This window comes from Mesorhizobium shonense, assembly GCF_040545255.1.
GTDB classification, from domain to species: domain Bacteria; phylum Pseudomonadota; class Alphaproteobacteria; order Rhizobiales; family Rhizobiaceae; genus Mesorhizobium; species Mesorhizobium shonense.
Genome location: NZ_JBEPLM010000004.1, coordinates 13425 through 26405, shown reverse-complemented (window position 1 = coordinate 26405; position 12981 = coordinate 13425). Strand labels below are relative to the sequence as shown.

Annotated in this window: 14 protein-coding genes and 1 tRNA gene; 3 read left to right on the top strand and 12 right to left on the bottom strand. The window is 62.8% G+C overall.

The genetic code is table 11. The annotated features are described in order from the left end of the window. The 4 genes from hisD to ABID26_RS12655 all read right to left on the bottom strand — a co-directional run bounded on the left by hisD (position 1) and on the right by ABID26_RS12655 (position 3424). Complete coding sequence (gene hisD, locus ABID26_RS12670) at positions 1-1293, bottom strand: histidinol dehydrogenase (RefSeq protein ID WP_292372089.1); 1293 nt, start codon at positions 1291-1293, stop codon at positions 1-3. A 9-nt stretch (positions 1294-1302) separates the two neighbouring features. Beyond that, positions 1303-1734: a DUF2948 family protein gene (locus ABID26_RS12665; protein ID WP_292369115.1), complete on the bottom strand. Its 432-nt coding sequence runs from the start codon at positions 1732-1734 to the stop codon at positions 1303-1305. 78 nt (positions 1735-1812) lie between these two features. Continuing rightward, positions 1813-3105: a UDP-N-acetylglucosamine 1-carboxyvinyltransferase gene (murA, locus tag ABID26_RS12660; RefSeq protein WP_292372087.1), complete on the bottom strand. Its 1293-nt coding sequence runs from the start codon at positions 3103-3105 to the stop codon at positions 1813-1815. 142 nt (positions 3106-3247) lie between these two features. Continuing rightward, positions 3248-3424 (bottom strand): hypothetical protein, encoded by a 177-nt coding sequence (locus tag ABID26_RS12655; RefSeq protein WP_354415611.1) that lies wholly within the window; start codon positions 3422-3424, stop codon positions 3248-3250. Between the two features lie 224 nt (positions 3425-3648). Between ABID26_RS12655 and ABID26_RS12650 the strand changes: the two genes are divergently transcribed. Next, positions 3649-3723, top strand: a tRNA-Thr gene (locus ABID26_RS12650). A 200-nt stretch (positions 3724-3923) separates the two neighbouring features. Then, positions 3924-5378 carry an NAD-dependent succinate-semialdehyde dehydrogenase gene (locus tag ABID26_RS12645; protein WP_292369156.1) on the top strand — a complete coding sequence of 485 codons (1455 nt, stop codon included), beginning with the start codon at positions 3924-3926 and terminating at the stop codon, positions 5376-5378. Positions 5379-5461: 83 nt separating this feature from the next. On the opposite strand, the gene ABID26_RS12640 is transcribed toward ABID26_RS12645, so the two are convergent. Then, complete coding sequence (locus ABID26_RS12640; RefSeq protein WP_245460098.1) at positions 5462-6208, bottom strand: GGDEF domain-containing protein; 747 nt, start codon at positions 6206-6208, stop codon at positions 5462-5464. Between the two features lie 366 nt (positions 6209-6574). After that, positions 6575-7279: a thermonuclease family protein gene (locus tag ABID26_RS12635; RefSeq protein WP_292372085.1), complete on the bottom strand. Its 705-nt coding sequence runs from the start codon at positions 7277-7279 to the stop codon at positions 6575-6577. Between the two features lie 127 nt (positions 7280-7406). On the opposite strand from ABID26_RS12635, the gene ABID26_RS12630 reads away from it, so the two are divergent. Then, complete coding sequence (locus ABID26_RS12630) at positions 7407-7943, top strand: hypothetical protein (protein WP_292372083.1); 537 nt, start codon at positions 7407-7409, stop codon at positions 7941-7943. 48 nt (positions 7944-7991) lie between these two features. Here ABID26_RS12630 and ABID26_RS12625 read toward each other — a convergent pair whose 3' ends face one another. From ABID26_RS12625 to ABID26_RS12600, 6 genes are read right to left on the bottom strand one after another with little or no spacing between them, the layout of a single operon-like run. Then, a complete protein-coding gene (locus ABID26_RS12625) occupies positions 7992-8555 on the bottom strand; it encodes a hypothetical protein (protein WP_292372082.1) in 564 nt (187 codons plus the stop codon). Continuing rightward, complete coding sequence (locus tag ABID26_RS12620) at positions 8552-9133, bottom strand: L,D-transpeptidase (RefSeq protein ID WP_292372081.1); 582 nt, start codon at positions 9131-9133, stop codon at positions 8552-8554. Before ABID26_RS12620 ends, ABID26_RS12625 begins: the two co-directional genes overlap by 4 nt. Then, the gene (locus tag ABID26_RS12615) at positions 9120-10283 is read right to left on the bottom strand and encodes an AAA family ATPase (RefSeq protein ID WP_292372080.1); all 1164 of its coding nucleotides are present in this window, start codon (positions 10281-10283) and stop codon (positions 9120-9122) included. Before ABID26_RS12615 ends, ABID26_RS12620 begins: the two co-directional genes overlap by 14 nt. Beyond that, positions 10280-10864: a TadE family protein gene (locus ABID26_RS12610; RefSeq protein WP_292372078.1), complete on the bottom strand. Its 585-nt coding sequence runs from the start codon at positions 10862-10864 to the stop codon at positions 10280-10282. The genes ABID26_RS12615 and ABID26_RS12610 overlap by 4 nt, the downstream gene beginning before the upstream one ends. Positions 10865-10905: 41 nt before the next feature. Continuing rightward, positions 10906-11412 carry a TadE/TadG family type IV pilus assembly protein gene (locus ABID26_RS12605; RefSeq protein WP_292372076.1) on the bottom strand — a complete coding sequence of 169 codons (507 nt, stop codon included), beginning with the start codon at positions 11410-11412 and terminating at the stop codon, positions 10906-10908. A 5-nt stretch (positions 11413-11417) separates the two neighbouring features. Then, complete coding sequence (locus ABID26_RS12600; RefSeq protein WP_292372074.1) at positions 11418-12941, bottom strand: TadE/TadG family type IV pilus assembly protein; 1524 nt, start codon at positions 12939-12941, stop codon at positions 11418-11420. Positions 12942-12981 lie beyond the last annotated feature (40 nt).

Sequence of the window (12981 nt, the reverse complement as noted above, 5' to 3'; positions counted from 1 at the left end):
CTACATGTTCAGCCGGATCGCCACGGAGCGTGCGTGCGCGTCGAGCCCTTCCGCCTTGGCGAGCGCGATCGCCGCAGGCGCCAGCGCCTTGAGCTGTTCCGGGCCGAGCTTCAGGATCGACGTGCGTTTGACGAAATCGAGCACGGACAAGCCCGACGAGAAACGCGCCGAGCGTGCCGTCGGCAAGACATGGTTGGAGCCGCCGACGTAGTCGCCGATGACTTCCGGCGTGTGCCGGCCGAGGAAGACGGCGCCGGCATTGCGCATTTTGGCTAGGAAGCCCTCGGCGTCGTCGAAGGCGAGTTCGACATGCTCGGCAGCGATCCGGTCGACCAGCGGCAGCGAGGCCTCCAGCGTCGGCACCAGGATCACCGCGCCGAAATCGCGCCAGCTTGCGGCTGCCGTTTCGGCGCGCTGCAAGGCCTTGAGCTGGCGCTCGACGGCTTGCCCGACCGCCTTGCCGAATTCGGCAGTGTCGGTGATCAGGATCGCCTGCGCCGACGCATCATGCTCGGCCTGGGCGAGCAGATCGGCGGCGACCCAGTCCGGGTCGTTCTCGGCGTCGGCCACGACCAGCACTTCCGAAGGCCCGGCAATCATGTCGATGCCGACGGTGCCGAACACCTGGCGCTTGGCGGCGGCGACATAGGCGTTGCCCGGTCCGACGATCTTGGCGACCGGCCTGATCGTCTCGGTGCCGTAGGCGAGCGCGGCGACGGCTTGCGCCCCGCCGACGCGGTAGATCTCGGAGACGCCGGCGAGGTCGGCCGCGACCAGCACCAGCGGATTGATGACGCCGCCCGATGCCGGCACCACGATCGCGATACGCTCGACGCCGGCGACTTTCGCCGGCACCGCATTCATCAGCACCGAGCTCGGATAGCTGGCCGTGCCGCCGGGCACATAGAGACCGACGGCCTCGATCGCCGTCCAACGCGAGCCGAGCTCGACCCCGGCGGCATCCGTATAGCGGTCGTCCTTCGGCTTCTGCCGCTCGTGGTGGGAACGGATGCGGTCGCGCGCGAATTTGAGCGCCTCGACCGTGGCGGGGTCGGCCGCCGCATAGGCCTTGGCGATATCGTCTCTGGACACGGCGATGCCGAGCTTGCCGAGATCGGCCTTGTCGAATTTGAGCGTATAGTCGATGAGCGCCTTGTCGCCCTCGGTGCGCACGCGCGCGATGATATCGCGCACCACGGCCTCGACATCGGCCGACACCTCGCGCTTGGTGGTGAGGAATGCCGAGAAACGCTGCTCGAAATCGGCGTCGGATTGGTTAAGCGTGATGGCCATTATGCGGGCTCAGGTCCTGTGCACGGGTCGCGAGGTGGCTTCCCAGGAACCGCCGATATCGGCGAGCCGAGCCTCGATGCACTCGACGTCGAGCATGATCGTGCCGCCCCCCGAAAACACCAGCTCGATGATGCCGGCCGGCTTGCTGATCGCAACGAAGCTGACCGCCAGCAGCGACAGCACCTCGGCCGGTTTGTCGCGTTGAATGCCGCTGGTCTTGGCGCCGAGCACGCGGTCGAAATGCAAAACGCTTTGCCGCCGCTCGTTGTGTTGGCGAAAGAGGCCCGATTTCGCCTCCCAGACGAAACGGTTCATGGTCAGCACGAAGCGCTTGGCCGCCGGCAGGTATTCGAGGTCGGAGACCTTCATCACGGCGTCCTGGACATGGGCCGAGACAATGCTCAGATCCTGGTCGTCGAGCGCGATTAGCTTGAGAGCCATGCGGAATTCGCACCTGAAGGTTGATTATTCAATCTTCTGTTATGCGGTCTTTCCGCTCTGCGCAACCGAGGCGCTTTGTCAGCCCGAAATCCGCTCGATCACCGCGCCGCAGCCGGAGAGCTTCTCCTCCAGCCGCTCGAAGCCGCGGTCGAGGTGGTAGACCCGGTTGACGGTGGTCTCGCCCTCGGCGGCAAGGCCGGCGATCACCAGCGACACCGAGGCGCGCAGGTCGGTCGCCATCACCGGCGCGCCCTTGAGCTTGGCGACGCCGTCGACGATCGCGGTCTGGCCGGAAAGCGTGATGTGCGCGCCAAGGCGGGCAAGCTCCTGCACATGCATGAAGCGGTTCTCGAAGATCGTCTCGGTGATGCGCGACTTGCCCTTGGCCATCGTCATCAGCCCCATGAACTGCGCCTGCAGGTCGGTCGGGAAGGCCGGGAAGGGCGCCGTCGTCACATCGACCGGCGCAATGCCGGCGCCGTTGCGCTTGACGCGGATACCCTCGTTGGTGGGCGTGATCTCGGCGCCGGTCTCGACAAGAACGTCGAGCGCGGTCTGCAACAGGTCGGGCCGGGCGCCTTCCAGCATCACATCGCCGCCGGTCATCGCCACCGCCATGGCATAGGTGCCGGTCTCGATGCGGTCGGGGATGACCCGCACACGCGCCCCGGACAGCGCCTCGACGCCCTCGATGGTGATGGTGGAGGTGCCAGCGCCGTGAATCCTGGCGCCCATGGCGATCAGGCATTCGGCGAGGTTGACGATCTCCGGCTCGCGGGCGGCGTTTTCGAGCACCGTCTCGCCCTTGGCGAGCGAGGCCGCCATCATCAGCACATGCGTGGCGCCGACCGAGACTTTCGGGAACACGTAGCGATTGCCGTGGAGACGGCCGTTTTTCGTTTTGGCGACGACGTAGCCATTGTCGACGTCAAGGTCGGCGTCCAGCGCCTGCAGGCCCTCGAGGAACAGGTCGACCGGACGCGTGCCGATGGCGCAGCCGCCGGGCAGCGACACCTTGGCCTCGCCCATGCGGGCAAGCAGCGGGCCGATCACCCAGAAGGAGGCGCGCATCTTCGACACCAGCTCGTAGGGCGCGGTGGTGTCGACGATGTTGCGGGCGGAGAAATTGATGGTGCGCGAATAGCCTTGCTGCTGCTTCTCGCGCCGGCCGTTGACCGAATAGTCGACGCCGTGGTTGCCGAGGATGCGGATCAATTGCTCGACATCGGCCAGATGCGGCACGTTCTCCAAGGTCAGCGTGTCGTCGGTGAGCAGCGAGGCGATCATCAGCGGCAGCGCCGCGTTCTTGGCGCCCGAGATCGGAATGCTTCCGGCAAGCTTGTTGCCGCCGACAATTCTGATGCGATCCATGAAAGAACGTCCCCTCGGCCCGGACGGGCCGGTTTCAATCGGTTGAGTATGCCCGGCTCTAGACTATTGGCCGATGCGGTTCAAGAAATAGGATTTCCCCATCTGTGGACCAAGTGTGGTCGGCCAGTGTGGCTGATTTGAGTTACTTTTTTTGCATTTTTCCAGCAGACGACAGTCCCTCAGGCCGCTTGTCAGCGTCGCCAGCGCGCCGGGAACGCGCCTGCGCCTTGCGTTTCTGCAGGTTGGCGCGCAACGCCTCGGCGAGCCGGTCCTTGCGCTCGCCGCCGCTCTTTTTGGGTGGATTTGCCTTGTCGCTCATCGTCCGTCCCCGCAGGCGGATAGCCGGCTGTGGTTCCGGCATAGTTAACATTGTGGCGCGGCCATGTCATGGACGCCGCTTGGAAGCGGCTTTCACAGCCGCGGCATTCAATGCATGTCGCCCAAAGGCGCGCAGCGGTTTTGGGACAACGAGATGGCGTCGTTTTAAGGTTTTCTTGGCCTTGCGCTTGCCGGTTCGTTATGGCAGAAGCGCCGCCATCGCAGGCTGCGGTAGCTCAGTGGTAGAGCACTCCCTTGGTAAGGGAGAGGTCGAGAGTTCAATCCTCTCTCGCAGCACCAGCCCGCTTCGGGCACCTCATCCCCCCCTTGATCAGAGCTGTCATTCGTTATCGACGGCTTCGAGGACACCAGCTGCCCAGGTGGGTCTACCGCCATCCTTCCCAGGCCCTATGACAGGCACGGATGCGCGGCATAAACGTTGGCGCCATCGATCAACTTGCTTGAGGAGGAAACCGGTATTGCCCCTGTGCCCGCCGATGATGCGCCACTTGAAATCCCCCGACCTGTTTGGTGCGATCGACCGTCTGCCGGCGCTTGGCGCGCCGTTTGGCAGGCGTAGATTTGAGGTCTTCAATCCATCGACCGGCGAACTCTTGGCGGAGCTTCCGGACATGGGCGTCGAGGAGACGCGCGCGGCGATCGACAAAGCCTATGCCGCTCAGGCCGAATGGGCGGGGCTGACTGCCCGGGAGCGCAGCGAAATGCTGTGGCAATGGCACCAGTTGATCGTCACCCATACCGATGATCTCGCGGCGATCCTGACCGCGGAGATGGGCAAGCCGCTTGCGGAAGCCAAATCGGAAGTCTCTCACGCCGCCGCCTATCTGCAATGGTATGCCGAGGAGGCCAATCGCATCTACGGCGAGACGATCTCGGCGCCGTCGACGGACCGCCGCATGCTGGTGATCAAGCAGCCGATCGGCGTCGTCGGCACGATCACGCCATGGAACTTTCCCGCATCGATGGTGGCGCGCAAGATCTCGCCGGCGCTGGCGGCGGGCTGCGCCATCGTGCTGAAGCCCGCCGAACAGACGCCGCTTGTCGCGGGCGCCATGTTTGCGCTCGCCGCCGAGGCCGGTTTTCCCGACGGTGTCGTGAACCTTGTCTACGCCTCCGAGGGTGCCGCGGTGGGGCGTGAGCTCTGCCACAATCCCAAGGTGCGCAAGATCAGCTTTACCGGATCGACCGAGGTCGGGCGCCTGCTGATGCGCCAGTGCTCGGACCAGATCAAGAAGGTCAGCCTCGAGCTGGGCGGCAACGCGCCTTTCATCGTCTTCGACGACGCCGACATCGACGCCGCCGTGGACGGGGCGGTCCAGGCGAAGTTCCGCAATGCCGGCCAGACTTGCGTTTCGGCGAACCGCCTTTACGTCCAGTCAGGCGTGCATGACGAGTTCGTCGACAAATTCGTCGAACGGGTTCGCCAGCTTCAGGTCGGTGACGGTTTCGATCCCGGTGTCGCCATCGGCCCGCTGATCGACAGCCACGCGCTCTCCAAGATCGAATCCCACATCGCCGATGCCGTGGGAAAAGGCGGTGCGATCCGCTGTGGCGGAGGCCGGATTGGTAGAGACGGCACCTTTTTCCAGCCGACGGTCCTGACCGATATCTCCAGCGCAATGACGGTGGCGCAGGAGGAGACGTTTGGGCCATTGGCACCTGTCATCCGGTTCGAGGATGCGGATCAGGTCGTGCGTGAGGCCAACGACACGATCTACGGCCTCGCCGCCTATTTCTATGCTTCCAACCTGAAGCGCGTCTGGCGTGTGGCGGAGGCTCTGGAATATGGCATGGTCGGTATCAACACCGGACGCATGTCCTCGGAAGCAGCACCCTTTGGTGGAGTGAAGCAGTCCGGCATCGGGCGCGAGGGGTCCCGCCACGGCCTCGAGGATTACCTTGAGATGAAATATCTCTGCATGGGCGGCATTTGAGGCATAAGCGGCCGGGCCGCTTGTGAAGAACGACGTGCCGCGGAATTATGGCCCGCAGAGGTCGCTGGGTTCCGCTCGCCGGTTCAGTTGCTGATATGCGACAACGCCAGGTCAGCCTCGTCCTGAGCCTCCAACAGGAGTTCCTCCGCCGACCGGAACATGTCCTCGAACGCCAGTTCATGCTCGAAGACGACGCCGCCGACGCGGATGGCAAGCACGTCCTTGTCGCCTTTCGGCGCGAAATAAATCTGTCCGACCGTTTCTCGAACGCGTTCGCCGATTTCCTTAGCCTCCTGCTTCGTCGCGCCGGGGAGGAAAACGCCGAACATCGAGTTTCCGATACGGCCGATCAGATCGTCCTTGCGCACCGAGGATCGGATAGCCGAGGCGATGAGACGCAACGCTTCGTCACCCCAGCCGAGACCGAAGCGCAGGTTGATCGATGCAAGATGTTCCGGGTGGATGACCAGGAAGGCGCCCGAACGCGGGCCGGCCGGCCTCGCCGCCCTTCTGTCGACCATCGACGTGAACACCGCCCCGTTGAGGCAGCCGGTCAGCCGGTCGTAGGTGCCGGACCTGGTGAGTTCCTGCCGGCAGCGGCGGATCTCGACCTCTCTCCAGCCGAGCAGGGCAAAGAGCGGCAGGCCGATGACGATGGGTACAAGCGTCGCGGTGATGACGCTGCGGCCGAACGGCGTCAACGCATCGCTGAGCAAGAGCAAGTAGTTCAGGCCGAGTGACAGGGCGACGCAGCCGGCCGTGCCCAGCAGGGACAGCCAAAAGACATGCTTCCATGCCTTTGCCGGCGCGGTCTCGGTTTCTGTGCTCACTGGCCAATCTCCTGTTGGACACATTGGCTTAAAGACGGTTTGTTACGATTTCCGTTTCAGCGAGGTCTATAATTTGAAGGAAATCAGCGTCTTTCTCCTTGATGCGTGCTCGCCAGTGGTTGCGGTCCGGTTTCTCGCTTCGATGATTTGATTCGGTCGCTAAAAACAGGTCAGCATTTGGTAGGATCGCTGAACGGCTTTAACCATTCCGTTTTTACGCAATCCCGAACGGAAAGCCGTTAAAGCATGTCTCCCGAAAGTGTGACCGGTTTTCGGGACAAAGACATGCGTAAAATCAAAAACCTAAAGCGCATGGAGCGAATCTGAAAGATCGCGACGCGCTTTAGGCACTTTTCCTGGAGCGCTCTATTGCGGCGGGCCGAAGATGCCCATCTTGGCGCCCCTGGCCACGGATTCGGCCTTGCCGTAGATGCCCGAGGCCGACGCCATGGCCCAGCCATTGGCAACCAGCCAGGCGCCGACATCCTGTTTGCCGAGCGCGCAGGGCGCGGCGATGGCGAAGCGGTCGCCGTCGGGCGGCAGGACACATTTGAGCGCCCGGCCGCGTAGCCAGGCGTTGAAGGCGGCGCGGGCGCGCTGGCCGCAGGGCCAGACGGCATCGCCGAACACGCAGGTCCTGTCGGGGTCGATATCGACGGTCCCGCCGATGATCACCTTGCGTCCCATGGCTTCGAAGACCGCCGACGAGGTGGCGACCGGACGATAAAGCAGCGTCTCATGCCAGTCCTGCGGCATCGGCGTCTTCGGCGGCGAGGCGAGGCCAAGCTCGCCGAGCGGAGGGCGGGGCTCGATGCGCTCGATTCCCGACGCATCGAGCGGCGGCGACGCGATGAGGTCCTCGGCAATCCTGCGCGCCGGCTGGCCTGGCCGCATGTCATGAACGGCGACGCCAGGGGCGGGCCGCGCTTCACCTGTCTCCTGGGCCGGCGGAGACGAGGGAGGCTCGGTCGCCAGCCGGTGCCTGGACCCGGCGATCAGCAGCGCGCCGGCGACCAGCCCCAGGCCGCCGAGCATCGTGGCAAGCCGGCCGGTCGATTTCACCTCGCCCACAAGCGCCTCGTCGTTTCACCGGATCATACATTAGGCGCTGGCGACATTGCTTGAAAAGCAAGGCGTTGCGTTAAGTCTCGCGCAACCAATGCGGCCTACACTCGGCAGCGGACGTCGAGGGGATGACATGACGCGCAAGCCGACACTCTTCTTTGCCTTCCCGGCCCTCATGCTGTTCCTGCTGGCGGCCGAACGGACGGCGACGTTCCTTCTTGGGACCTATTCGGCAAGCCCGACCATGTGGCGGATCTGGCTCGAGCTGCGGCCCTTCTCGACGATGTTCTGGCAGCAAGTGCACTTCTATCTCGGCGGGTCGATGGCGCTCGACGCTGTGGTCATCGTCGTTGCGTCAGTCGCCTGCTGGATGGCTTGCTACGCCAAGAGGTCTACTGGCTTCTTCCTCACAAATCACGCTGCGCTGATTTTCGCCGGGAAGATGCTCGCGGGGAGCAGCCATGCGGAAACGGCGAGCACGATTGCCGCCTTCACAATGCCGAGCGGCATGCCGTTTTCACTGATGATCGACTTCAGCTTGAAAAACAGCCTGGTCCTGTGCCTGGGGCTTGCGGCCTGCGCCTATTGCCATGTCGCCTTCCTGCGCGAGGCAAGGCTGCGCGCCGAAGCCCGCGCCGTTCGTATTTTGGCGCTGCAGCGAGACCTCTAAGCCACCCGCTTCTGGCCGAAGTTCCTTCCGTTATCGCCCGGTGCCGCGTCAGTTGATCTTCTTGTAATAGACCTTGCCGTCGGCCTGCTGGATGCGCTGATAGGACGGATTGGGTCCAGGCGGCGCGACCTTCCGCTTGAACGCGGGCGAGCCGTCGACGGAGTCCGGCTCGGCGGGATTTTCAACTGCTGACGCTTCAGCCACCGTCGTGCCGGAAAACGCGGATGGCTCGGGCGCGCGGGGCATCTCGGCCTCGACTGCAACGGGCTGGCCCTGCTCCAGCCGGACAATATTGCCGTTGATGCGGCCGAAGCTCGCCTGCAACTGCCGGTCCAGCGTCTCGAACCGGCTCTGGAAGCCGTTGTTGACCGTATCGATGCGGGCGCCGATCCGCTGCTCGAACTGGCCGAGCTGGTCGAGCCGCGCCTCTATCGCCCGAAGGTCGTTGACGCCGCGATAGAGATAGATGGCGGCCGTCACGTTGACGAAGGTGACGAGCGCGGCACCCACCATGACGACGCCGATGGTTCTCGCCCGGTTCGGCCTGCCCGGCGCTTTTTCCTGTTCGCCGAGCTCGATTGCCGGAACGTCCGGCACGCTGATCATCGTCATTCAACCACCACCTTTGCGCCCACCGCGACGCGCTTGAAGAGATCGATCACATCCGTGTTCGTCAGTCTAAAGCATCCGGACGTGCCGTCGAAGCCGACACCCTTGGGATCGTTGGTGCCATGGATGCGATAGAGCGTGTCGCGTCCGTCGCGCGCCAGATAAAGCGCCCTGGCGCCGAGCGGATTGTAGGGGCCGGCCGGCACCATCGCCGGCAGTTCCGGCTGGCGCGCGCGCATCTCCTTGGGCGGACGCCATTGCGGCCATTCAGTCTTGGCCGCTATCCTGACCGTGCCGGTCCAGCCGAAGCCGTCGCGGCCGACGCTGATCTGGTAGCGTAGCGCCTGGCCCTGGCCGGTGACCAGATAGAGCGCCTTCTCGTTTTTGCGGATGATGATCGTTCCCGGCTGCTCGCCGGTCTCAAAGGCGACCGTCTTGCGCAGGCTGGGTCCCATGGCGGGAAGCGGCGGCAGGCTCGATCCGGCCGCGGCGAGATCGCAGGCCGACGCCAGCGCAATGCCGATCAGGCAGGCGCCGGCAAGGCGTGTCGCTATCCGCCGCTTCGAGCTAGCGCTGGGCATTGTCCAGCCGCTCCTTGAACATGCGCTTCAGGTCCTTGTTGAAGCGGGCCCGCCCGTCCACCTCGGAGGGCAGGATGGCGCGGTTCAGCGCATCGGCCAGCAGCGCGTTGTCGAGCGCCAGCGACTTGATGTGCGGCGCCTTGAAGATCTTCTCCAGCTCGCTGCGCGAGAAGTGGTTGCCGAACCATTTGCGCTTGTGCTTGTTGGCGACCAGCGTGATCGAGACGGCGTTGCCGCGCAGTTCGCGGATCTTCTTGTAGAGCCGCTTGCCTTGCCGAAGCGAGGCGACGTTGAGCTCGAAGACGATGAAGATCTCGTCGCTCGTCTGCAGCACCGAATTGTGCCACGGCGTCTCGATGTTGGGCAGGTCGATGACGATGTCGTCGAAGCGGTAGGCGACGAGGTCGAGCAGCCGGAAGACGAAATCGGCGCCTTGCGGCTCGAACGGCAATTGCGGCCGCTCGAAGGAATAGAGCGTCAGGCCGGAAGGCCGCGACAGCTTGATGACATCCATCAGCTCGACATCGAGCCGGTCCGGCTGGCCGATGATGCCGGCGAGGTCGAACTGGTTGAACTGGTTGAGATAGGCGCCGCAATTGGCGCTCTGGAAGTCGAGGTCGACGAGGCAGGTCGAGGCCGCTCGCTCGGAAGACTTCGAGGCCAGATGCTCAGCCGCCGAGATCGCCAGCGTGGTCGCGCCGGCGCCGCCGCTGGCGGCGATGAAGGTGACGATGCGGCTCTTGGTGCCCTGGTTGCCGGTATCGTGGAAGGTGACGGCGTTGAGCAGCTCCTTGGCGTCGAGCGGCTTGTGCAGCCAGTCCGACGCGTTCATGCGCACCAGCACCCGCGTCTGCTCGGAGGTCAGCTCGCCCGACACCGCGATCAGCGGCACCGACGCCCAGGCCGAGCGCGCCTCGACGAGCGCATTGTTGCCGAGCAATTCGCCATTGCCGAGATCGAGGATGATGATGCCGGGACGTGTATCGACCGGCGGCCCTTTCAGGAACTCGACCGCTTCCGAAACCCTGACGTCGTAGATCGCCAGCGCATCGAGCCGGGTGGTGACGTCGTGCCGGAAATTCGCATCGGAAGAAAACAGCGCAACCTGCTTGCGTTTGGTAGGCAGCACTCTCGTATCGATGGCGTTCATGGCCATGTACTCTTTAAATCTTCACCAGTTACTGTACTCAGCATGGAAGGCATGGTGATGTTGTCGAACCCGAGCAATCCGCCGAGGAAGAAGAACTGGAACGGATGATTGACGATGCTTACGGTGATGGTCGGGACAGGGCCGCTGGGGCGGGTCCAGTAGCCGAGGCCGGAGGCGGTATATTCGATCTTGACTTGGGATTTCTCTAAGTTGGGCAGGAAATCGTGCATGCCAGCGCGACTGGTGCTGCCGTCATAAACGAAGTCAAAGAATGTCTGATCGGCACATGTGTCGCCCGATTTACAGCTGGTACCTGTGCACGATGCCGCTCCCGCGGAATCTGCGGTGCAAACGTAGTCATAAGTGTCAGCCGGCACGGCAGCACCGACGAGAGTTGTATCGGCTTGGGTTGTAGTCTCCGACGACAACGCGGTGGCAATCGGCGTGGAAATTTGCGCCAACCTCGCGCCGGCCTGCACCGCCTTGCTTGCCGCATTCCATTGATAGAAGGCGTACCCAAAGTCGACAAAGCCAAGCAGAAGCGTCAACAGGAGCGGCATAACGATGGTCGCTTCGACCATTGTTGCCCCGGACTGGTTTGTCCAGAATTTGCTCCGCGGCATCACCATCCGAAGACACGCTCCTGGTGCGACACCGTAATGTTTAGGTTGCCGAAGCCGAGGTAGGTCCACAGGCCGAGATCGTGGTCGGGGTAGTACGGATAGGACATGCTGACCGTCACCACGTCGACCGTGCTCTTGCTGCTGAGATAGAGCTCTATATTGGGAGTGGTGGTCGTATCGACCGCAGCCGTGGAGGTCTTGGTGATTTCGACTTGTGTCGGGAGCCATCCGGTCACTCGAGCGCTGCCGCCACTGACCACGCCATTGGCTGCAAGATTTTGAGCGCGCCCCTTGCAAGTAGCCCAATCGCTGCTGCAGCGCGCCATGTAGCGGGCAGCATCCTCGACGCCCGCTTCGAGAAGCAGGCGTTTGTTAAGGACATTGGAGAACTCGAACACGCCGGCTGATAGCAGGAGAACGAACGGCGTGACGATCGCCATTTCGACCAGCGCTGTGCCGTTCTGGTCGCCGCGGAACCGTGCAATGATCTGGCGAAGCTTGGTCATCGGGCTCACCGGTAAAGCTGCGCCTCATTGCGGAAAGCCTTGTCGAGTGTGCCGTTTCCGAGGGGGCCATCGACATCGACGATCTCTAGACTGATCGGCTTTTCGGCACCAGTGCCATCGGGGTCGTCACTTGGGTTTGATTTTTGGACTGGCGTATTCAAGAAAACGCTCGCATAGCCGTCTGGCTTCAACTGGGTATGACCATTGATCTTGTCCTCGTTTGCAAGGCAATCGACGATGGCCAGGTTCATTAGCCGGCGATCGGGATCCAGCGACGGTGTGTCGCCTTTGAAGCAGGATGGATCCCCGCTCTCCTTCGTCGGAACCAGCGATTTGTCACCGACCAGGCTGTGCGCGATCTCATATTTGTAGACATCGTATCGAGACGCGGGTTGAGTTGTATCTCCGGTCGGGTAGCTCGTGCTTGGAATGCTTGGGACGGCCGCGCCCTTGTGGTTGACGCTCCAATACTGGGCATAAAAAGTCGACGCGTTGGCGATCTTTTGCGAATAGGCGTTGTTGCCGGCATCCCAGGATCCGGAAGGAAGCGGCAATGCCGAATTGTCGGTAACGGGATCATATTTACTGCAGGTATTGCTTTTCTGCCCCTTGCGCACGTTTGTCGCCGGCCGGTAGTTCCAGTCCTTGTTGTATTTGTTGAGCGAGCCGCTGTAGAGGTCGAAGCGAACATTTAGGCCGGCGCTGACCTGGCCCAAGGTGACGCCGGTTTTGGTGGTGAGGGCGTTACGATTGTAGCAGGTGCCCGCAGTGCCCATGGCGATGGCGTCGCGCAGTGATTGCAGATTGTTGTCGAGCAAGCCGAAATTGCCAGGGCCGGGGTTGTTGTCCACCTTCAGGATGCGGAATTCGCGGCTGTAGGTATCCCCCGATGCGAACGCCTGCTGGATCGTCTTGCTGGTCGCTGGCGTATCGGTCTCGAATGGATTGCACATGAAGACCGGCACGGTTTCGCAAATCGACTGCTCGAAGCCTGCGACCGCAGTCGCTCCGACGTTGAAGGAATCGTTGGTGGATCCGTTGAGATAGGAAACCGGGAAGATGGCATCGAAGCCAACTGGCGTTACCCTGACCTCGGCGAAAATGGCATCCTTGGCGTCGGTGATCTCGTCGGTGATCACGTCTTCCGTTCTGATCGCTTCGTCATCAGATGGCGGTATTGATCTCAGGAAGCGTACTGTCACGCCGGCATCGGTAAGTGTTTGAGCCACGGTCGATGTGCCTGAGAACGAATACTTGTTCCCGGAACCGAGGCTGGGGTCCTTGCCGGTAACGAGGTTGGCTAGCGCTCTTTTGGCCCGGCTGATACTGTCGGCCCTACCATCGAGCTCGCCGGCCGCCGCCAGAGCCATGGCGTCGGCACCCTTCTGCAGGTCATTGTGAAGGCTGTTGGCGCGGCTCATATCGATCGCCAAGATGGCGAATCCGACGAGCACCGGCAGCATGATGGCGACGAGGATCATCGCTATGCCGCGTTGATCGTTCCAGAATTCACGAATGGTCCTCAACATGATCTTACTCTCTGTTCCATTCGTGCCAGGCGTCCTCGCG